The organism is uncultured Agrococcus sp. (genome assembly GCF_945915485.1).
In the GTDB taxonomy this organism is placed as follows: Bacteria; Actinomycetota; Actinomycetes; order Actinomycetales; family Microbacteriaceae; genus Agrococcus.
Window position 1 is genome coordinate 1 of sequence record NZ_CAMEFJ010000011.1, and the last position, 21,324, is coordinate 21,324.

The 21,324-nt window shown below is 65.2% G+C and carries 17 protein-coding genes; 6 read left to right on the plus strand and 11 right to left on the minus strand.

Annotated features, from left to right (window positions below):
* The 5 genes from Q0O95_RS03620 to Q0O95_RS03640 form a co-directional block, all read right to left on the minus strand.
* The gene (locus Q0O95_RS03620) at positions 1 to 903 is read right to left on the minus strand and encodes a phosphotransferase (protein WP_293695367.1); all 903 of its coding nucleotides are present in this window, start codon (positions 901 to 903) and stop codon (positions 1 to 3) included.
* 38 nt (positions 904 to 941) lie between these two features.
* Entirely contained in the window at positions 942 to 1,391 is a 450-nt protein-coding gene (locus Q0O95_RS03625) for a MarR family transcriptional regulator (protein ID WP_293695370.1), read from the minus strand.
* The gene (locus Q0O95_RS03630) at positions 1,388 to 2,002 is read right to left on the minus strand and encodes an FMN reductase (RefSeq protein ID WP_293695373.1); all 615 of its coding nucleotides are present in this window, start codon (positions 2,000 to 2,002) and stop codon (positions 1,388 to 1,390) included. The genes Q0O95_RS03625 and Q0O95_RS03630 overlap by 4 nt, the downstream gene beginning before the upstream one ends.
* Before the next feature lie 10 nt (positions 2,003 to 2,012).
* Positions 2,013 to 3,173: an LLM class flavin-dependent oxidoreductase gene (locus tag Q0O95_RS03635; protein ID WP_293695477.1), complete on the minus strand. Its 1,161-nt coding sequence runs from the start codon at positions 3,171 to 3,173 to the stop codon at positions 2,013 to 2,015.
* A 214-nt stretch (positions 3,174 to 3,387) separates the two neighbouring features.
* The gene (locus Q0O95_RS03640) at positions 3,388 to 4,578 is read right to left on the minus strand and encodes a polysaccharide pyruvyl transferase family protein (protein ID WP_293695376.1); all 1,191 of its coding nucleotides are present in this window, start codon (positions 4,576 to 4,578) and stop codon (positions 3,388 to 3,390) included.
* A 143-nt stretch (positions 4,579 to 4,721) separates the two neighbouring features.
* Here Q0O95_RS03640 and Q0O95_RS03645 point away from each other — a divergent pair, with 143 nt between their 5' ends.
* The 4 genes from Q0O95_RS03645 (at position 4,722) to Q0O95_RS03660 (ending at position 9,040) form a co-directional block, all read left to right on the plus strand.
* A complete protein-coding gene (locus Q0O95_RS03645; protein WP_293695378.1) occupies positions 4,722 to 5,288 on the plus strand; it encodes a PH domain-containing protein in 567 nt (188 codons plus the stop codon).
* A gap of 2 nt (positions 5,289 to 5,290) precedes the next feature.
* A complete protein-coding gene (locus Q0O95_RS03650) occupies positions 5,291 to 6,892 on the plus strand; it encodes a PH domain-containing protein (RefSeq protein ID WP_293695380.1) in 1,602 nt (533 codons plus the stop codon).
* 101 nt (positions 6,893 to 6,993) lie between these two features.
* Positions 6,994 to 7,875, plus strand: a complete 882-nt coding sequence (locus Q0O95_RS03655; protein ID WP_293695383.1) for an alpha/beta hydrolase — start codon at positions 6,994 to 6,996, stop codon at positions 7,873 to 7,875.
* A 115-nt stretch (positions 7,876 to 7,990) separates the two neighbouring features.
* Entirely contained in the window at positions 7,991 to 9,040 is a 1,050-nt protein-coding gene (locus Q0O95_RS03660; RefSeq protein ID WP_293695384.1) for a biotin/lipoate A/B protein ligase family protein, read from the plus strand.
* 28 nt (positions 9,041 to 9,068) lie between these two features.
* Here Q0O95_RS03660 and Q0O95_RS03665 read toward each other — a convergent pair whose 3' ends face one another.
* The 5 genes from Q0O95_RS03665 to Q0O95_RS03685 form a co-directional block, all read right to left on the minus strand.
* Positions 9,069 to 10,055 (minus strand): proline racemase family protein, encoded by a 987-nt coding sequence (locus Q0O95_RS03665; RefSeq protein ID WP_293695386.1) that lies wholly within the window; start codon positions 10,053 to 10,055, stop codon positions 9,069 to 9,071.
* A 10-nt stretch (positions 10,056 to 10,065) separates the two neighbouring features.
* Positions 10,066 to 10,986: an ornithine cyclodeaminase family protein gene (locus tag Q0O95_RS03670; protein WP_293695389.1), complete on the minus strand. Its 921-nt coding sequence runs from the start codon at positions 10,984 to 10,986 to the stop codon at positions 10,066 to 10,068.
* Positions 10,987 to 11,064: 78 nt separating this feature from the next.
* Positions 11,065 to 12,429 (minus strand): MFS transporter, encoded by a 1,365-nt coding sequence (locus Q0O95_RS03675; protein WP_293695392.1) that lies wholly within the window; start codon positions 12,427 to 12,429, stop codon positions 11,065 to 11,067.
* A 216-nt stretch (positions 12,430 to 12,645) separates the two neighbouring features.
* Positions 12,646 to 13,038: a hypothetical protein gene (locus tag Q0O95_RS03680; RefSeq protein ID WP_293695395.1), complete on the minus strand. Its 393-nt coding sequence runs from the start codon at positions 13,036 to 13,038 to the stop codon at positions 12,646 to 12,648.
* 362 nt (positions 13,039 to 13,400) lie between these two features.
* Entirely contained in the window at positions 13,401 to 16,952 is a 3,552-nt protein-coding gene (locus Q0O95_RS03685; protein WP_293695397.1) for a bifunctional proline dehydrogenase/L-glutamate gamma-semialdehyde dehydrogenase, read from the minus strand.
* A gap of 122 nt (positions 16,953 to 17,074) precedes the next feature.
* Between Q0O95_RS03685 and Q0O95_RS03690 the strand changes: the two genes are divergently transcribed.
* The gene (locus Q0O95_RS03690; RefSeq protein ID WP_293695398.1) at positions 17,075 to 17,992 is read left to right on the plus strand and encodes a LysR family transcriptional regulator; all 918 of its coding nucleotides are present in this window, start codon (positions 17,075 to 17,077) and stop codon (positions 17,990 to 17,992) included.
* Positions 17,993 to 18,003: 11 nt separating this feature from the next.
* On the opposite strand, the gene Q0O95_RS03695 is transcribed toward Q0O95_RS03690, so the two are convergent.
* The gene (locus Q0O95_RS03695; RefSeq protein WP_293695400.1) at positions 18,004 to 19,014 is read right to left on the minus strand and encodes an EamA family transporter; all 1,011 of its coding nucleotides are present in this window, start codon (positions 19,012 to 19,014) and stop codon (positions 18,004 to 18,006) included.
* A 173-nt stretch (positions 19,015 to 19,187) separates the two neighbouring features.
* On the opposite strand from Q0O95_RS03695, the gene Q0O95_RS03700 reads away from it, so the two are divergent.
* Positions 19,188 to 21,248 (plus strand): acyl-CoA dehydrogenase, encoded by a 2,061-nt coding sequence (locus Q0O95_RS03700; RefSeq protein WP_293695403.1) that lies wholly within the window; start codon positions 19,188 to 19,190, stop codon positions 21,246 to 21,248.
* The last annotated feature ends 76 nt before the right edge of the window (positions 21,249 to 21,324 follow it).

A 21,324-nucleotide genomic window follows, 5' to 3' on the forward strand; every position in this document is an offset into this window, starting at 1 on the left:
TTACCCGCGAGCTTGCACCGCTCGCTCGGCAAGGTCGATCAACTGTCTCGCGTGGTCGGGCCGATCGCCGACGACCGCTCGTTGCGCGTGGCCGAGCAGGTGCACCGCCGTCAGTGCGCGTGCTCTAGTCGTGTGAATCCAGCGGCGGTCGGCAGCGTTCGCGAGCATCCCCAGCGCCTGCCCCGCATCCGCGTTGCCAGCGCGCTCGTTGAGGATCGCCGAGGCGATCGCGTGGGCGATGAAATTCGCAGAATCGTTGTCGGGTTCGCCGATGCCCGCAGTGTCGACGTCGATAACCCCTGAAACGTCTCCGCTCTCGAAGAAGAGCTGCGCGATGTGCAGGTCGCCGTGAACGCCGACGACCTCGGACGTCGGTGCGTGCTTCGTCGGAACGACGGCGAAGCTGAGTTCTTCGAGTCTCTTTCTTCGATCGGGCAGCGCCCGCATGAGCTGCTCGAGGAACCATTCGATGCGCGTCGCGATCGATCTGCGTGCCGGTTGCTTGAGTCCGATGTGCTTGAATCTGTCTCGCACGGCATCGATCGCATCGAGCAGTACTTCCGGCTCGTAGTGCACGACAGCCTCTGGCCCCGGTGTTCCGTGGCTCGTCGTCAGGAACAGCGCCCCGCCATCCGTGTAGCCGATGACGCGCGGCACGGGCAGCCCGGCTTTGCGCAGGAACCGGTGGTGCTCCGCGAGCGGGCCGGCGACCTCCGGGTGCATGAGTTTGCAGAACACTTCCCCGTCGGCGTGTTCGAGCCGCAGCACTGCACGGTTGCCCTTCCTGTGCGACAGGACGTGCACGCGAACGGGAGGCGAATAGCCGAAGGCCGCGAGTGCTTCGGCGGCGCCTTCGGGGTCGGTCAGGTGCGCAAGCTCTGGAAGCGCCGCGTCCTGAATCACCCCTCTATTCAATCGGAGATTCCGATATCGCACACACCCTAAATGTGTAGATCTCGTAACCTTTCGTCAAGCGGAGGAAAAATCCGCAGCAGCGCAGCTGCATCCTCTTCGCTCAGGTAGTCGAGCATCAGACGGTCAACGAGTCTCGCGTGCACGGGCCGCGTCTTGCGCAGCGCCCGTGAGCCGGCATCCGTCAGTTCCGCCCACACGACCCTGCCGTCGTTGCCGGATGTGCCTCTCGTGATCCAGCCGCGCTTTTCCAGCACCCCTGCGCGATACGACAGGCGCCCCGGCGCGAACGAGAGTTCGCGCGCGAGGTCACCCATCCTGAGCCTCTTGCCGGGAGCTTCCGAGAGTACGAGCAGGACATTGAAGTCGCCCATATCCATGTCGCACTCGACCTTCATGCTGCGTTCGAGTTCGCTCATGAGCCTGCCCGAGCCCTCTATATAGGCCCGCCAGGCGCGCAGGGTCTGCTCCCGGCTCATGATCTGCCGATCAGCTGATCGAACGTTTCGAAGTCGGCGCCCTCGGGGTCGAACGGATCTGTCGCGCGCGCCCGGGGGAGGTTCCTGATGACGGATGCCAGCTCGCGGCCGGCACGCTGCACCCTGTTCGACAGGCCCGAAGTAGCCCACTCCTCACTCGCCGCATACACGCCGGTCGGGATCACGGCCGCCTTCAAGTAGGCGAAGAGCGGTCGCATCGCGGTATCGAGCACCATGGAGTGCCTTGCCGTTCCGCCGGTCGCGCCGAGGAGAACCGGAACGCCGGTGAGGGCGTCCTTGTCTACAAGATCGAAGAACGACTTGAACAGCCCGGAATACGACATCGTGAACGTCGGCGTGACCGCGATGATCGCGTCCGCTTCAACGACCTGTTTGATCGCTTCCTGCACAGCGGCGGTCTCGACGCGAGTGACCATCATACTCGCGATGTCGACCGCGAGCGTGCGCAGTTCTACGACCGTGATCTCGGCGGCGACCTCGTGCTCGAGCAGGGCTCCCTCCGTGGCTTCCGCGAGACGGTCGGCGAGCATGCGCGTCGATGATGGTTCGCTGAGGCCGGCGGCGACAACGGTGATTCGCTTCGTCTCCATGACTGTCAACCTACTCTCCGTCTTGCTTGGCGATGGCCGCACCGGTGTCCACATCATCGCGCGCGGCGGGCTGTGCGCTCGATTCGACACTCCCGTCGGCGCGACTGGCTGCGACGCGAGCCGCGTGGGTCGGGGCATCCGGTACACCGGGAGCGCGCATCCTGTCGAACTCCTTGCGCAGAACGGGAACGACTTCTGTTCCGAGGATCTCGATCTGCTCGAGCACGACATCCAGCGGGAGTCCGGCGTGGTCCATCAGGAACATCTGGCGCTGGTAGTCGCCCGCCCACTCGCGGAACGAGAGTGTACGGTCGATGACCATTTCGGGAGTGCCGACCGTGAGTGGCGTGAGCTCGGAGAAGTCCTCGAGGCTCGCGCCGCCCCCGTAGACGGGTGCGTTGTCGAAGTACGGCCTGAAGAAGTCCTTTGCCTTCTGCTCGGTTTCGGCCATGAACACCTGACCACCGAGCCCGACGATCGCTTCTTCCGGTTCGCCGTGCCCGTAGTGGGCGAAGCGGCGGCGGTAGAGCTGCACCATCTGTTCGGTGTGCTCCTTGTTCCAGAAGATGTTGTTGTGCAGGAATCCGTCGCCGTAGTAGGCGGCCTGCTCCGCGATCTGCGGGCTGCGGATGGAGCCGTGCCAGACGAAGGGAGGGATGCCGTCGAGCGGCCGCGGCGTCGACGTGAAACCGGTCAGCGGTGTACGGTGCTTGCCCGTCCAGTTCACGACATCTTCTGTCCAGAGCTTGCGCAAGAGGTCGTAGTGCTCGATTGCCAGCGCGATGCCATCGCGAATGTCGTAGCCGAACCACGGATACACGGGGCCCGTGTTGCCGCGACCGAGTGTGAGGTCCATGCGGCCCTCCGAAAGGTGCTGCAGCATCGCGTAGTCCTCTGCGATCTTCACGGGATCGTTGGTCGTGATGAGCGTCGTCGCGGTCGAGAGCAGGATGTTCTTCGTCTGCGCTGCGATGTACGCGAGTGTTGTCGTGGGGCTCGACGAGAAGAACGGCGGGTTGTGGTGCTCGCCGATCGCGAAGACGTCGAGGCCGACCTCGTCGGCTTTCTTCGCCATGGCGTTCCACGCGCGGATGCGCTCGTTCTCGGTCGGTGCCTTGCCGGTTGTCGGGTCTGGTGTGATGTCGCTGACGGAGAAGATTCCGAACTGCATGCTGCTCATGATTGCCTCCTTGTTGCTCTGCGAGTCTAGCGCATTACTTCAAATCTTAAATATGTAAACGCACAGACACTGACTCTATTCCCGTGAGGGCACGGCATGAACACCTCCCTGCAGAGCGGCGCTTATTGCGACCCGGGCGAGAACCGGGCGTGGCACCCACCGGCGAACGAGAACTCAAAGCAACGGGGCGCATGGCACCCGCTGCTTACGACTTGAAGATGCGCCGGCCGAGCTGCCCCAGCGAGTGGCCCGCGAGCTGAACCGCGTTCGGCGACGTCGCAAACCCCACTCCCGGGAGGATGCGCGATGCCAGCTGCCGTTTATCGGCCACGTAGTCAGCAGATTTCAGTGCCATTTTCGAAGGCTCCCATGCAATGGGCGCCTTCTTGAGATCCTCTAGGTCGCCGAGCACAAATGGTGATCCGAGATCCGTCACGAGCCTGTGCTTGATGTCGTAGTAGTCGGAGCCGGTGCGGAACATGCCCTGCATGTCCAGCCGTGCACCGACCAGGTGCGGGTGGAACCGCTGCGCGATCATGAAGTCGCGCTTCGAGACGGGTAGGTCGAACAGGAGTTCACGGTTGCCCGCCAGCTCGAAGAACGGGAATCGTTTCGAGAGAGCGACGAACGCGCCGGCATCCTGACCCGTGCAGCTCCAGAACACGTGGTGTTCGAACGACTCGACGAAACGCTGCGGGATCCACCGGGAAATCTTCGCCCCCGCTTCGTCGTGACGCAGCGAAAGGTGCAGGGTGGAGCCGTGCCTCCTCGCGGGATGCAGAGGCTGCAGGAAGGCGTCATCGTAGCCGAAAACAGGGTCATCGTGCAGGTCGTGATTCTTGAGGAAGTCGAAAGACCACTCATCGCGCACCTCGAGGATGTCGAACGCGCGGAAAGCCCGCGCCGTCACTTCTTCATCCGCATCCGGCCCCTGCATAGGCCCCAGCCCGAGCCCGGTTCCGACGAGTCGGCATCCCAGGTTCTCTTTCGCCCACAGCGCGATGCCGAGCATGAAGCCGTGCGTGGGCCACTTCGAGTTCAAATACCCGCCGCCGTGCAGGTGGAACACGGTGGTTCCGCGCAGCTCCCGGTGCAGGGGCGAGTCGGCGTGCTCCGGCTCGGACAGGTAGCCGTAGCCGTGCGAAACCGACTCGTAGAACGTCGTTTCCGGGCGCCAGCGCGCCTCGCGCACCCGCTGCGAGAACTTCACGCCCGGGTACGCATCGCCGAAGAGCTTCTGGAGTACCGTCCGGTGGCTGCCGGATACCGTTATCGACCTGCCGGGAAGACCGAGGTCTCTCGCGTACCACTTGAGCCACGAGTGAATGATCAGTTCATCACCGTAGTTCGGCACACCGCCACCGCCGAGGAGAAAAATCTTCTGCTGAGTCGTCATCGTCCGATCGCTGGGCTTCCTGTGCGTGTGGTGCCGGGCAAAGGCGCACTCAGTCTACAAGGGGCTGCGGGGCGGTGGCTGGGCTCCCGATTCATGACTTCTGGCACCTCCTCGGCGCCCGCTGCGGTTTCTAGTGTGGAGGCGTGAACGACGCAATCCGTTACTCGAGCCCTTCTGACGCCGTAGCCGACGAGACGTCCTCGCAGGAGGAATCGGATTCCGCAGCGCTGACGTTGCGCCCTCCGGCGAACAGAGTACAGCGGCGGGCAATCCTCTGGTGGATGCTGCAGTCGCTCGTGCTGGCCGTACCGGTCCTGGCCGCGACCATCGTCGCGTATGTGCTGTGGGAATCAGCACGGCCGTGGCTCGTCCTGGCCGTGTGCGCCGCAGCACTGCTGCTGGTGGTCGGAGTCGTACTCGAACCCCTGCTGCGCTACCGGGTGCACCGATGGGAGACCACCTCGAGTGCGGTCTACGGCCGCAGCGGATGGCTCGTGCGCGAATGGCGCGCGGCGCCCCTGTCGAGAGTGCAGACCGTCGATGCACGGAGCGGGCCGATCGAGCAGATGCTGGGGCTGGCTACGCTACGCGTTACGACCGCATCCTCGTACGGCGCTATCGACATCGGCGGCCTCGACCGGACGACGGCAGCGCGTCTCGCCGATGAGTTGACCGAGATCACCGAGCAGACGCCCGGTGATGCGACGTGATCGTGAGCGACCGACACGAGCCCACGAGCGAAACCGCCGGTCTCCCGGCCTGGCTGCGGCTGAGCCCGCGCATCATCTGGGTGGATCTCGTGATCAGCATCCTCTCCCTCCTGCCCGCGCTGGTCGCCGTTTGGCTGTTCGACGTCGACTCCGGCGGGCAGATCTGGCCGCTGATCGGCCTTGCGATCTTCGGCGTCATCGGTGCGATCCTCGATGTTGTGCGCTGGATATTTACGCGCTTCAGGATCACACCGACGCACGTGGAGCTGAAAACCGGTGTCGTCCTGCGACGGCACCGCTTCATCCAGCGCGATCGGATTCGCAGCGTCGATATCGAAGCCAAGCTGCGACATCGAACGGCCCGGATGCGGGTCATCAATATCGGGGCGGGCCAGCAGGCTGCCGCTGGAGAGTCCGCGTTATCCCTCGACGCGCTGAGCGTTGACGATGCTCTCGCGCTGCAGACCGAGCTGCTCACCGCGGCGATGGACACGGACGACCTCGATGCTTCGTGCGAGGGGGTCGCTGCTGAGCAGCGGAAGCAGGAGGACGCATCCGTCGACGAGGGCCGGCATCCCGTTGCCCGCGAGAACGGCGAGCCTATACGGGTGTTCGCGCGTTTCCAGCCGAGCTGGTTCATCTTCAACATGTTCAATATTTGGGCGTATGTGCTCGCGCTAGGGCTGGGATGGGGCGCGCTGTGGCTGCTCGGCACTTTCGGCATCGACCTCTACGGCATTGTCGTCGGGCTCTTCGATTGGGAGTCCATAGGCTGGCTCGGCACCGCGCTGGTCGCGGTGGGTGCGCTGGGCGCGATCGGGCTGGGCGTCAACTATTTCACCGAGAACTGGAAGCTGGAGCTGGCCAGAGTGCAGGGCCGCGATGGAACAGTGCTGCGCACTCGAAAGGGTCTGTTCACGACTCGTGAGGTCAACCGGGACGAGAATCGAATTCGCGGGGCGCAGATCTCCGAGCCTGTGCTGTGGCGATGGATGGGTGCGAGCGACACCAGCGTCATAACAACCGGGCTGGACGTGTGGTCCATGACGGAGCCGGCGGCGATCCTCCCGCGCGGACCGCTCCGTCGTGCTCGCGAGGTTGCTGGCGACGTACTGGGGGATAGCGAAAACCCTTTCACCGTGGATTTGGTCGGGCACCCCATGAGGGCACTCTTGCGGCGGCTGCTATTGGCCGCGTTCGTCACCGTGGCTGTCACGGCAGTGCTCGTCATGCTGGCGTTCACTGCAGTAATACCGGTGACGGTCATTTGGGCCGCCGCGGCTCTGTTGCCGGTATGTCTGCTTGCGGCGATTATCGCGTATCGGGCATTGGGACACAGGCTCACCGATCGCTATCTCATCACTCGATCCGGTCTGCTGAACCGTGCGACCACGGTGCTGCAACGGTCGGCGGTAAGCACCGTGGTCATCAGCGAGTCTCCTCTGCAGCGGTTGTTGCGGTTGCGTACGGTTGGCACGATGACGGCGGCCGGCTACGGCGGCTACGACACCCCCGACCTCGACCGGGAAGACGGCTTGGAGTTCGCGCTTCATGCGGCACCGGGAATTCTCGACCCGTTCGTGATCCAGGACGACACCGAGTGAGCGAAAGTGGCGCTCACTGCAACTGGATAGGCGAGCAGCGCTAGAGTGCAAACGTAACCGGCTTGCTTCGATGCCGGGCCTGGAGTGCTCAGGAGGATCTCGTGCCGCAGTTCGATGTTGTGCGTCGTGAAGCTCGGCTGACCATGAATGACGGTGTCGAGCTCTACCGCTACGAATGGACGCCCGCGAAGCCGGTTGCACAGATACTGCTGCTCCACGGTGTCGCCGAGCACGCGCTCCGCTACGAACACGTCGCCCAGTTCTTCGCCAACAACGGTTACCGAGTTGTCGCATACGACCAGCGCGGACACGGTGCCACGGGCATACGCCAGCACAGGGGCGACACATCGAAGCTCGGGAAACTCGGTGCGGGAGGCGTTCGGCGCGTCCGCCGCGATCTCGCCGAGATGCTGCGACTCGTGCGTGGCGAGCAGCCGAGCCTGCCACTCGCTCTCGTCGCGCATTCGTGGGGATCGCTGACGACCCAGGCGCTCCTCAACGAAGATGCTTCTCTCGTCGACGCCGTCGTGCTGACGGGCACCGCCTGGCGTCGAATCGGGCACATGAACAGCGGTGATCTGAACAAGCGGCACGCGCACCTCGGCGATACGGGCGGCGAGTGGCTTACGCGTGACGACAGCAAGGTACAGGCCTGGGTTGATGATCCTCTGGCTTTCGAAGCGCGCGTGCAGCAGCTGTTCGGAACCGTCGAGGCGGCCAAACTTCTGGGGAGGCCCGCGAAAGGGCTCAGCGCGGATGTGCCGATGCTCATTACCTCTGGTTCCGACGATTCACTCTCGAATCCGACGTCACTCGGTAAGCTCGCGGAAGACTACAGGAAGCGCAGCGGGCTCAGCGACGTGACGCTCGCGATCTTCCCCGGCGCACGGCACGAGATCTTCAACGAAACCAACCGTAGCGAAGTCATGGAGTTCATCGAGCAGTGGCTGGCGAGTAAGCTCCTGCGGCGCTCGGGAACGTAGTGCGCCATCCGCCCGCGTGTGTCTCGTCACCCGTGTCAGCTGCATCGCGAGATTTTTGCCGCACGCGGCGAAGAACACAGCGTAGGCTTGATCCGACACTGAACAAGGAGGCGACGTGCACGGCGAGTACAAGGTCCCGGGCGGAAAGCTCGTGGTTGTTGATCTTGAAGAGGTTGACGGCAAGATTGCGAACTTTCAACTCGCGGGTGACTTCTTTCTCGAACCGGACGAAGCGCTCGACGCGATCAACGCCGCCGTTGAAGGGCTGCCCGCTTCCGCGCCGGCATCCCGCATCGGCGAGGTAGTTCGTGAGGCGCTCCCCGCGGATGCGAACCTGCTGGGATTCACGCCCGAGTCGGTCGGCGTCGCAGTGCGTCGCGCGCTGCGGAACGCGAGCTCGTTCGAAGACTACGACTGGTCGATCATCGTCGACGAAGCTCGCGAGCCGATCGAGCACGTTGCTCTCGACGAAGTGCTCACGCGCGAAGTCGGGGAGGGGCGAAGGGGCCCAACGCTGCGCTTCTGGGCGCTCAGCAAGGCGGGTGCGTACCTCGGTTCCTTCCAGTCGTATCGCAATGAGATCGACGGCGACGGCGCAAGGAAGCACGATGTGCAAGTCGTGCGGCGCATCACCGGCGGCGGCGCGATGTTCGCCGAGCCCGACAACGTCATAACGTATTCGCTGTACGTGCCAGGCGAACTCGTGCGCGGCATGAGCTTCGCCGAGTCGTACGAGTTTCTCGACTCGTGGGTGCTCGAAGGGCTTCGCGAGCTCGGCATCGATGCGCGGTACGAACCGCTCAACGACATCACTTCGCCGGGGGGCAAGATCGGAGGCGCAGCGCAGAAGCGACTCGGCTCCGGTGCAGTTCTGCACCACGCGACCATGTCGTACGACATCGACGCCGACAAGATGCTCGAAGTGCTGCGCATCGGCCGCGAGAAACTGAGCGACAAGGGCACCACCAGCGCGAAGAAGCGTGTTGACCCATTGCGCTCGCAGACGGGCATGGCTCGTGACGACGTCCAAGCGTCGCTGCTCGGCACGTTCCGTCGGCTCTACGGCGGCGCGGACGACACCGTGCGCCCGGAGGAGCTCTCGGAGGCACAAGGGTTGATCGAGACGAAGTTCTCGCAGGAGAAGTGGTTGCGGCGGGTCGTCTAGCGCTTCTCCCGGGGTCGGGGCGAGAGCGCTAGCGCAGCGAGAAGCCGATGTTGAGCGGGTCGTGCTCGTCGCGCTCGAACGTGCTGCTGCCGACGCGGTAGGGAGTGCCGGTCACCTCGGGTGTTATCGAGCCGTCTTCGTGCTCCGCCGCGACCCGAGCAGTGAATCGTGTGCCGATGATGGAGTCGTGCGTCAGCACTTCATCAGCCGCCAGCCTGCCGGTCGCGTGCAGCAGCGTGGTGCGAGTCGCGGTACCGGACCCGCACGGCGAGCGGTCGACCTCACCGTCGGCGAAGACCGTGATGTTCCGTTGATGAGGGCCCGTGGGCAGGTCGCCGAGGTCGTCGAACAGGATCGTGCCGTAGACGCCGGAGAGACGCGCATCCGCCAGTTGGGCATCCGGATGCTCGTTGAGCGCCCACTTGATCTCTCGACCGATCGCGATCAACTCCGAAGTCTGCTCCGGCACGACCGCGAGCCCGACAGCCGATGCGGGCAGCGTCGCGTACACGGCACCCGCGAAGACGAGGTCGACCGTCACGCTGCCACGAGAGGTCTCCAGCGGGATGCCGAATCGCAGCATTCGGGATGCCACGTTCCGGAAGGTCACCGACGTCGTGCGCCCCTCCTCTCGATGCACCGTCGCCTGCACTCGGCCGCTCGGCACGTCGATCGTGACGGTCGCTTCGCCGTCGTAAGGGGCATCCACGAGGCCGTGTTCCACGGCCCATGCACCGAGCGCCATGGAGCCGTGCCCGCACGCGGTCGAGAATCCGTCCTTGTGCCAGAAGAGCACGCCCAAGTCTGCTCCGTCGTCGTCGGGCGGCGTGACGAACCCGCCGTACATGTCGTCGTGACCGCGCGGTTCGAGACAGAGAAAACGGCGGAGCTCATCGACGGGCCCGTCCATCGCGTTGACGCGACGCTCTGCGACAGTGGTGCCGCGCGTTTCGACGTCGCGCACGATGCGGAACGGTTCGCCAGCCGTATGCCAGTCCTCAGTGGTGATGCGCATTGCCGTCCAATCAGTCGGCGAGTAACGAGGCTACGACAAGGTCCTGCCACCCCATGCCTGCGGTTTTGATGATGCGGGGCCGTGAGAAGTCGGGCTGCACCGTGCCGCGGACGACATCGACCATCGGCACGAGATCGTCCGCGCTCATGAGCCCCTCGTCGATGGCCATCGTCGCGTCCCCGCACTCGCGCAGAGCCACCTCCACGGATTCGATGACGGTCTGCGAACGTGCGACGAGCGGACCAGGAAGCTCACGGCGATCCGTCTCGTGCGACCCCACGGCAGCGATGGCGGGAGCACCGGCGATGGTGTCGTCGAACAGCGGTGCCGCAGCCGTGGTCGCAGTGACGATGATGTCTGCCGAGGCGATCTCCTCGCCCGTGCCGACCGTGACGGGCACGCCGTACGCGCTCGCCGTATCCGCTGCCGCTTCCGCCTTCTCTCGATCGCGACCGACGAGCGTTATGCGTTCGAGCTGCGGCCTGATCGCCAGCATCGCCTCGACGTGGCGGATGCCCTGCGGGCCGGTGCCGAAGACGACGAGTTCGCGAGCGTTCGGAACAGCGAGCAGGTCGATGATCGCGGCCGACACCGCAGGTGTGCGAATGCTCGTCAGCTCCGTGCCGTCCATCAGGGCGACGGGGCTCAGCGTCTCGGCATCGAGCAGGATGTACACGGCTTGAATGCGATCGAGCCCTCGCTCGGTGTTGGCCGGTGCGACCGTGGCGAATTTCTGCCCTGCGAAGCGGCCAACCTCGGCGGGCATCAGCAGCAATTGGCCGTGCTCGACTTGCTCGATGCGGCGCTGCAGCGCATTTGCCGGGTCGAACTCCTGCAGTGCTTGTTGCAGCGCGCGCGTCGCATCCAGCATGGAGACGCGTTCGGCGATCTGTGCAGCGTTGATGAGAGGAAGTGTGGTGATGTCGAACACGGTGTCCTTTCGGTGGCATTACGTTTGCGGTGCGGCCCCAGGCTGTTTCGAATAGACCGCAGGGCCCGCACCAAGCGGCTACTTCGCTGACTCGGCGGCTTCGTCGGTCTCCTCGGCGTCGTAGCTGATGCCGAGCGTCTGCAGGCGAGCCGACTCGAGGCGTCGCACGGGGCCGGCGAGGGCGACCGCGACGATCGAGATGACCGCGAGGGCCGCGAGGTAGATCGCGATAGGCACCCACGAGTCGTCGTAGCGCGAGAGCAGCCAGGTGGCGATGAGCGGGGCGGTGCCGCCTGCGAGGGCAGCACCGATCTGGTAACCCAGCGTCACGCCCGTGTAACGAACGCGGGTACTGAAGATCTCGGAGGTCAGCGTCCCGAGCGTGGCCGTGATGGGAGGCCAGATGATGCCGAGGCCGACGATGACGGCGGCGTAGACGGCCCAGTTCATCTGCAGCCCGAGCAGCATGAAGAACGGGGCTGCGAAGAGACCGATCAATGCCGTGCCGGTGATGTAAACCGTGGGCCTGCCGACGCGGTCGGAGAGCCTGCCCATGACCGGAATCAGGATCGTGCTCACGAGCGCACCCGCGCTCACGGCGTTCAGCACGGTCGAGCGCTGATAGTCGAGCACGCCGGTCGCGTAACTGACGACGAACGTCGCGAACACGTAGAAGGGAGCCGTTTCGATGACCTTCGCGCCGATCGCGACGAGCACGGAACGCCAGTGATACCGGAAGGTTTCGCTGATCGGCAGTTTCGCGACCTCACCGGTTTCCTTCGCCTGCCGGAACGCGGGGGTTTCTGCGAGGCTGTGCCTGATCCAGAGCCCGACGAACACCAGCACGATCGAGCCGATGAACGGGATGCGCCATCCCCAGCTCTCGAACTGCTCCGTCGGCAGTTGACTCACGGCTGAGAACGCGAGGGTCGCCATGAGCATGCCGATGGTGATGCCCATCTGCGGAACGGAACCGAACAGGCCGCGGCGGTTCTTCGGCGCGTACTCGTAAGCGAGCAACAGTGCGCCTCCCCATTCGCCACCGATCGCGAGGCCCTGGATGATGCGGCAGAGCACCAGGAGGATGGGAGCCAGGATGCCGGCCGTCTCGAAAGTCGGCAGCAGTCCGATCGCCACGGTCGCCCCGCCCATGAGCGAGAGGGTTATCACGAGCGTCTTCTTACGCCCGATGCGGTCGCCGATGTGCGCGAAGAACACACCGCCGAACGGACGGATGAAGAACGTCAGCGACAGCGAAAGGTACGAGAGCATCAGCGAGACGAGCGGATCTTCCGACGGAAAGAAGTACTTGTCGAAGATGATTGCCGCTGCTGTCGCGTACAGGAAGAAATCGAACCACTCGATCGCGCTGCCCGACAGGCTGCCGATGAAGACCTTCCTGTTTGTCGCGGGTGCTCCCGCGACGGAAGTCTGGGATGACATAGGTGCTTTCCGTTCTTGATCAGGGCGACGGATCGCGAACAGGCCGTCCGGTCGTCATTGATCAGATGTATTGAGGGGCGCCTTCAAGTCTGCACGATCGTACGGCAGAACTCGACGACAATATCTTGGCGTGATCGTGCAGTACTCCTAACGGATTCGTCGTCGGCTCAGGAGCGCCCGTCAGTTCAGGAGCGCCCGTCAGTTCAGGAACGCGCGTCAGTTCAGGTCCGGCAGACCCGGGATCGTCAGCAGCCCCAAGCGCAGCCAGAGGATCGACGACGCGATCGACAGGCCGAGTACGAGCAGCAGTGTTGCGGTGATGGCGATGAAGAGGCGCTGTCGCGCGCCCTCGGTTATGCGTCTGAATCCCCACGCGATGGGGAGGCCGACGCACGCGATGATGAATGCGGCGCTGATGGCGACCCAGTGGGGAACGCAGGCGAGGAGGGCCAGCAATCCGGAGCCGACGGCAGCGAGGTAGGGAGGAGTTTCGGGTCGCTGGAACTCCGATGTCTCCTCGCCGGGTGCGGGTTCAGCGCGCTCAGGGATCGGCACCGAGACGCGAGGCTGCAGCTCGCCCCTGCGCACACGCTCGACATCATCCCTCATGGCCGTGCGCCTCCCGTGCCGGATGCGCGATCGGCTCCGGCAGCGTTCGCAGCGTGCGAGAGTGCCATGCTGCCAAGGTATCGCAGCGGCCTCGAGACATGGCCGAGAGGTGAAGCCACACGCATCGCCGCGAAGATGATTTTTTGCCGGTTGTGCCGAATGTATGGGTTTGCCCGAAGGTATGGATATTGGCCCGACATTGGGTCACCTGGGTCGATTGTCCATACGTTGGGCACCGTTCGCGCGTGTGGCCGGGATGGCTGCGTCCGAGCGTGGGTGCGAAAAACTTCGAAACATGACCGTCATGTTTCGAAGTTTTTCGCACCCTGGGGACGGTGCTGAGCGGTTCCGGCCGAGTGCGGCTAGATCAGGTCGTCGCTCAGGCGGTTCGGCGTACCGAAGCGATGCGCCGTGATCGAGACGGCCTGCTCGTGCAGGAACGGCAGCATTGCGACGCGGCCGGCTCGCACCGACTCACCGGCGTAGACGGCGACATCCGGCTTGCCGTCGACGATGCGGAACACCTCGGATGCCCGCTCGGCTCGATCATCACCCGCGAGGATTCGTACGCGAGCGGACGCCTGCGGGCCGTCCTGCGCGGCGAGTCCCTGCAGTCGTCGCTCCCAGGCCGCCTCGTTCTCGTAGACGAGCGTCGCACCCGCCTGCTGCGCGGCCTTCTCGACGGCATCCGGCAGCACGGTCGCAGCGCTCAGCGTCACGCGCGAGCCGGCTGCAGCACCCGCAGCGAGCTCACGGATGACCTGCTGCAGAGAAGCAGACGCCGCCGCCCGAATCGTGACAGGAACGGAGCGGTAGCGGAGTAGGTTCCGCTCGACCCCGAGACCCGTCGGGTCTGCTGCGATGCCGAACTCTTCGCGCCAGGCTGCGGCGTCCGAGCTCAGCGCCTCTCGCAGCCACGCGAAGTCTTGCTCGCCGAGCGCATCCTCGCTCCGAGCCGCTTCAGCGGCACGCAGGAGCGCATCGGTCGCGGGCAACGGCTTCTCCTCGGAGGTGACTGGAGCGTCGTGCCAGTCGACAAGAGCGTGCAGGTAGCTGGGGCCGCCCGCCTTCGTGCCGTTGCCGATGGCCGACTTCTTCCAGCCGCCGAACGGCTGTCGCTGCACGATGGCGCCGGTGATGCCGCGGTTGACGTAGAGGTTGCCTGCTTGGATGCGGTCCAGCCAGGTGCGCAGCTCGTCACGGTCGAGTGAGTGCAGACCGCTCGTGAGGCCGTAGTCGATGTCGTTGACGATGTCGATCGCCTCGTCGAGGGTCTTCGCCGTCATGACGCCCAGGATCGGGCCGAAGTACTCGGTCAGGTGGTACTCGCTGCCGCGCTTGACACCCTCGCGGACGCCGGGGCTCCACAGCTTGTTGTCGCCGTTGCCATCGCGCGAGAGCGGGTGCTCGCTCGGGATCGGTTCGGGCTTGATGACCCACTGCTCTCCGGGGCTCAGCGTTGTGAGGCCGCGCAGCAGCTTGCCATCGGGGGCCGACACGACGGGGCCGATCTGCGACTCGAGATCGTCGGGGGTGCCGACCTTCATGGAGCGAACGGCGTCGAGCAACTGGCGGCGGAAGCGCTTGGAGGTTGCAACCGAACCGACCAGGATCACGAGCGACGCGGCGGAGCACTTCTGGCCCGCGTGGCCGAACGCCGACTGCGCGACGTCCTTCGCGGCGAGGTCGAGATCCGCATTCGGTGTCACGATCAGCGCGTTCTTGCCGCTCGTCTCGGCCAGGAGCGGTAGGTCCTGGCGCAGTTCACGGAACTTCACGGCGGTCTCGTAGCCGCCGGTCAGGATCAATCGGTCGACCCGTTCGTCGGCGACGAGGGCGCTGCCGAGCGACCTGTCGCCGAATTTGACGAGCTGCAGGACGTCCTTCGGGACTCCCGCCTCCCACAGGCACTCCACCATGACGGCGCCCGAGCGTGCAGCCTGCGAAGCGGGCTTGATGACGACGGAGGAGCCGGCGGCGAGGGACGCGAGAACGCCTCCCGCAGGGATGGCGACGGGGAAGTTCCACGGCGGGATGACCGCGACCAGGTCCTTCGGCTCGGCGACGGCGCCGTCGACGGAGTCGAGCGCGCTGCCGAGCTTCGCGTAATAGTTCGCGAAGTCGATGGCCTCGGAAACTTCCGGGTCGCCCTGATCCAGGGTTTTGCCCGTCTCCGAACCCATGACTTCGAGGAGGTCGGCCCGACGGGCCTCCATCCGTTCGGCGGCGCGGTGCAGGATGCGCGAGCGCTCGAGCGAGCCGAGTGCCTGCCACGACTTCGCTGACTGCGTTCCACGTTCGACGAGTTCGTCCAGCTGTTCTTGCGTCTCGACCGTTGCGTCGCGCAGCGTCTGCACGCCGAGCTCCGACTCGACCATCCGATTCGCGATCGCGCGGCCCCAGATGCGGTTGCCCGCGAGATCCGGATCGGTGTCGGGGGCGTTCACGAAGCCCTTCTGGCCGGATGCGAGCGCTTCGATACGAGCCTCGGCTCCTTGCTCGTCGTACTTGCGGCGATCCTGCTGGCGGTTCGCGGTCGGTACGCCTTCGACGGGGTTGTTGAGCGAGGCGAGGAAGCGATCCTTCTCGCGCTCGAACAGGCCCTTGTCGTCGTGCAGCTCGAACACTGCCGACATGAAGTTCTCGTGGCTCGCGCCCTCTTCGAGACGACGGATCAGGTAGGCGATGGCGACGTCGAACTCTTCCGGGTGCACGACCGGCGTGTAGAGCAGCAGCTTGCCGACGTCGCGCTTCACGGCCTCCGCCTGCTCGGTCGCCATGCCGAGCAGCATCTCGAATTCGATGCCGGCCTCGACACCGCGTGCCTTGGCCAGCAGCCAGGAGAGCGCAAGGTCGAAGAGGTTGTGGCCTGCGACGCCGATGCGTACGTTGCCGATGCGATCGGGGTGCAGCGCATAGTCGAGCACTGCCTTGTAGCTGGAGTCAGAGTCCTGCTTCGAACCCCAGGTTGCGAGTTCCCAGCCGCGGATCGCGGCGTCGACCTGCTCCATCGGGAGGTTCGCCCCCTTCACGACGCGGACTTTGGTGGGGGCGCCGCCGCGCGATACGCGCTCCGCCGACCACTCCTGCAGGTGCATCATGGCACCGAGCGCGTCGGGGAGGTACGCCTGCAGCACGATGCCGGCCTCGAGCTGCAGGAACTCCGGTCGGCCGAGGATGCGCTTGAAGACCGCGATCGTCAGGTCGAGGTCCTTGTACTCCTCCATGTCGAGGTTGATGAACTTCGGTGCCGGGGTGGCCTTCGCAGCGATCTCGAACAGCGGCACGAGCTGCTGCTCGATGTGGTCGACCGCTTCGTCGAACGCCCAGTGATTGTGCGGCGCGACGGTCGACGAGACCTTGATCGAAACGTAGTCGACGTCATCGCGCAGCAGGAGCCGCTTCGTGCCCTCGATGCGGCGCCCTGCCTCCTGCTCGCCGAGGATCGCCTCGCCGAGCAGGTTGATGTTCAGTCGGACGTCGTCCTTCTTGATCTTCGTGATCGCGCGCCCGAGCTTGCTGTCGGTCGCGTCGACGATCAGGTGCGAAACCATCTGACGGAGCACCGTCTGCGCGGCCGGAACGACGACACCCGGCAGGGGCTTCGACGCGATGCCGCCGAGGCCGATCGCTCCGCGCATCGGCGCCGGGAGGAAGCCGGGAGTGAGGGGAACCAGCTCGCGGAGCTTCTTCGCAGCCGCCCGGTTATCCTCGGGGCGCACGACGCCATCGACGAATCCGACCGTGAAGTCGAGGCCGTTCGGATCCTGTAGGACGCCCGCGAGACGGCGCCCGGACGGATCCTTCGGCAGGGTCGCCGCGGTGCTCAGCCATTTGTGCACCAGCTCGACAGCTTCGTCGGCCAGGTCGGCGGGAGCGGCGAGCGACCGCTCGGTTTCGGAGGGGCGGGTCATTGCAATCTCCAGTGTCCGGGTATCAAAGGGGTATGCCGCCATTGTCCGCCTAGTCGTTCATGAAGTAAAGCAGTAGTATTAGGAGAATACTGTACGGATTTACTTCATCATTTGGAGCACGGATGTTCGAGGTCAAGCGACTCAGATTGCTGTGGGAGTTGAACGCGCGCGGAACGGTCGCGGCGGTCGCCGAAGCACTCAACTACAGCCCGTCGGCGGTGTCGCAACAATTGGCGATCCTCGAGTCGGAGGCGGGTGTTCCGCTGACCCGCCGCGTCGGTAGGGGGCTGGAACTCACACCGGCGGCAGATGTCCTCGTCGCCGAGACGGCGGACCTGCTCGACCGTCTCGAGTTCGCACAGGCGCTCGTCAAAGGGACGGAGAAGTACGTGCTCGGCACCGTCCGGGTCGCGGTGTTCCAGACCGCAGTTCTGGCGCTCATGCCGCACGCCCTGCGGCACCTGCGGCGCGAGCATCCGAAGCTCCGTGTCGAGATGGTGCAGCACGAACCGGAGGAGGCGCTGTACGAGACGTCGGCGCGGGGCTTCGACCTGGTGGTCGCGGAAGAGTATCCGGGGCACGCCGTCCAGGCCACGGCATCCCTGACGCGCAGCAACCTGACGCGTGACCGGCTCTCACTCGCGGTTCCCGTCGGCGATGCACGCTACGACGAATGGCCGCCGATCCGTCGGCTCGAGGATGCCGCGACGATTCCGTGGGTCATGGAGCCGCGTGGAGCTGCATCCAGACACTGGGCGGAGCAGCTGTGCAGGGTCGCCGGCTTCGAACCCGACGTTCGCTACGAGACCGCGGACCTCCAGGCGCACGTCCGCCTCGTCGAGTCCGGTCACGCGGTCGCGGTGCTACCCGACCTCGTGCGCGTCGACCGGGCGACATCGTTCAGGACGGTCGCGCTCGATGGCAACCCGCACAGGACCATCCTGACCGCCACGCGCGAGGCAGCGAGCGAAAGCCCCGCCGTCCGAGCCGTGCGAGCGGCGCTCGCGGCCGCCGTCGAGCACCTGCACGAGGCGACCTGACCCGATCGGTGTCAGCGCAGCCCTCCGTCGGGGTCGATGCCCCGAGGGTCCGAGTCGTCGCCCTCGTGGCCCTCGTCGTCTTCGCTCGGCAGCGTGATCTCGCCGGTGCGAACGTCCAGCGACTCGTCCGCGGGGATGATCGTGCCGACCGTGCCCGTCACGACACGCTCGTGCGCGGGTTTCGCCGTCAGCGCGACTCCCGCGGAAGCGATCATGACGAGGGCGATCGCGACGAGTTCGAGCGGCCCGATCGTTTCGCCGAGCAGCATGATTGCGAATGCCGCTGCCGCTGCGGGTTCAAGGGCCATCATGACGCCGAACACCCTCGTCGGGATGCGCCGCAACGAGATCAGTTCGAGTCCGTAGGCAAGCACGCTCGACAGGAGTGCGATGGCTCCGATCGGCAACAGTATCGACGGGTCGGCTGCCACCGCGTTGGTGAGCGGCACGATGGCGAGCGGCAGCACCAGCACGGCGCTGATCATGAGCGCGACCGCGAGCCCCTTGAGCCCTGCGACGCGTTGGCCCACCTGCTTAGAAGCAATGATGTAGAGCCCCCAGAAGACTCCGGCCGACGCCGCCAGCAGCACGCCCACGGGGTCCATCTCGCCCCTGAACGACTGCAGACCGATGATCACGACGCCCGCGAGCGCCAGCAGCACCCAGACCAGTTCGCGGAACCTGCGGGATTGGAAGAGTGCAACGGCCAGCGGGCCGATGAGCTCGATCGTGACCGCGACGCCAACGGGAATCCGCTCGATCGACAGGTAGAACGTGAGGTTCATGCCCGCCATCGTGGTGCCGAACATGAGCATCCACAGCCAGGTCTTGCCCGTGAACGAGAACAGGCGCGGACGCGCTATCAGCATCAGTACGACCGCGCTGATCGCGAGACGGCCGAGCGTGACAGAGGCGGGGTCGGCCCTGTCGAAGGTGCCCTTGCCGATGACCGACCCCAATTGGACAGCGCAGATCGCGGCGAGCACGAGGGCGACACCGAGGAGAATGCTGGAGCGGTTCACACGACCATTCTGCCTCCGCGGGTGCTGCGGACACGAACGAGAGCGGAGCACTCCTCTTGTGCTCACCGCACAAGCTGATTCGCGCGCCTCGGCTGCGGCTTGTGCCCCTCGACAGCGAACCGGCCCGGACGCCGATTTCGGCATACCTTGGCAGAAGAGACGATGGAGGAACTGTGTCGCGCATTGACGTTGAATGGCTAGGACGAGACCTGCTCGGACGGTGGTCGGAGCGCCGCCTGGCCGGGCGTGCGAAAGCCGCCGACCCGAAGTACCAGCGCATCCCGAACCAGACGATGGAAGAGCACCGCGAGCGCGTCTTCGAGCAGATGGGGCATCTGAGCGATGACGGGGCTGTGCGAGTCGCCTTCCCCGAGTCGGTCGGCGGTGCGAGCGACCACGGCGGGAATATCGCCGGCTTCGAAGAGCTCTTCCTCGCCGACCCGAGCCTGCAGATCAAGTCGGGCGTGCAGTACGGGCTCTTCGCGGCGGCGATCATGCACCTCGGGACGCAGGATCACCACGAGCGTCTGCTGCCGGGAGCTGTCGATCTGACGGTTCCTGGCGCGTTCGCGATGACCGAGAAGGGTCACGGTTCGGATGTCGCCTCCGTCGGCACGACGGCGACCTACGACACCGAAACGGAAGAGTTCATCGTACACACGCCCTTCCCCGGTGCCACAAAGGAGTTCCTCGGAAACGCAGCGCTCCACGGCAAAGCCGCAGTCGTCTTCGCGCAGCTCATCACGCAGGGCGTGAACCACGGCGTGCACGCATTCTACGTGCCCGTTCGGAGCGATGCCGGCGAGCTGCTCGACGGCGTCGAGTCGCACGACGATGGCTTCAAGAACGGCCTCAACGGCATCGACAACGGTGGCTTCACGTTCACGCAGGTGCGCATCCCCCGCAACAACCTGCTCAATCGCTACGGCGATGTCACTGCCGACGGCACCTATTCGAGCCCCATCGACAGCCCCGGCCGTCGATTCTTCACCATGCTCGGCACACTCGTGCAGGGCCGGGTCTCGCTCGACGGTTCCGCCGTCGTCGCGTCGAAGGCAGCCCTGTCGATCGCGATTCGCTACGCGCTGCAGCGCCGTCAGTTCAATGCGTCGAGCGATACGCGCGAAGAGTTGCTGCTCGACTACCGGAGCCACCAGAGGAGGCTGTTCACCAGACTCGCGAAGACCTACGCGATTTCGTACGCGCACGAAGAGTTGCTGCAGCATTTCCACGGCGTCTTCTCCGGCGAGGAGGACACTCCTGAAAACCGTGAAGACCTCGAGACGCTCGCAGCCGGGCTGAAGTCGCTCTCGACCTGGCACGGGCTCGACACGCTGCAGGAGTGCCGCGAAGCATGCGGTGGTGCCGGCTACATCGCCGAGAACCGCTTCGGCCCCTGGTACGAGGATCTTGACGTCTATACGACGTTCGAGGGCGATAACACGGTGCTGCTGCAGCTGGTCGGGAAGCGACTGCTAGGCGACTTCGCGAAGCAGTTCAAGGGTGCCTCCGCCGCTTCGCTCGCACAGTTCGCGGCGAAGGAGTTCGCCGGTCGCGCCGCAGCACAGGTCGGCCTGCACGTCATGCGCCAGGACCTTCACGACTTCGGCAGCCCCGCGAAGGCCTCGCTCGAACTGCGCAACACGAAGTTCCAGCAGGAGCTGTTCGCCGACCGTGTCGAGACCATGGTCGCGGACATCGCGTCGCGTCTTCGCAAGGCTCCTCGCGACGATCAGGCCAAGGCCGCTGCCATGTTCAACAACGAGCAGAATCAGTTGCTTGAAGCCGCTCGTGCCTGGACGGAGCTCCAGCAGCTGAACGCGCTGAACCGCGCACTCGAGCGTATGGACGGCGAGACGCTGCAGATCATGACCTACGTTCGCGACCTGTTCGCGCTCACCGTCATCGAGGAGCACGCGGGTTGGTACCTCGAGAACGGACGGTTGTCAGGGCAGCGTTCGAAGGCCGTCACCTCGACGATCGAACGACTGCTCCAGCGCCTTCGCCCGCACGCGGCCGATCTTGTGGACGCGTTCGGCTACGGCGACGAGATCCTGCGATCGCCGATCGCGACGGATGCGGAGGGCGAGCGCCAGCGCGAAGCCGTCGCGTACTACGACCGCTTGCGCGCATCCGGAGAGCTTCCCGTGACCGAGAAGGAGCTGCGCGAGCGCGCTAAGCGTGAGGCGAGGGCAGCCGAGGAGGCCGAGCGCACAGAGCGCGCGGCGAGCTGACCCTCCCGTCCCTGCCCGGCCCATCTCCCTCATCCTTATTTCCGTGGCCGTGCCAACTTCTCGGTCGCTGGGCGAC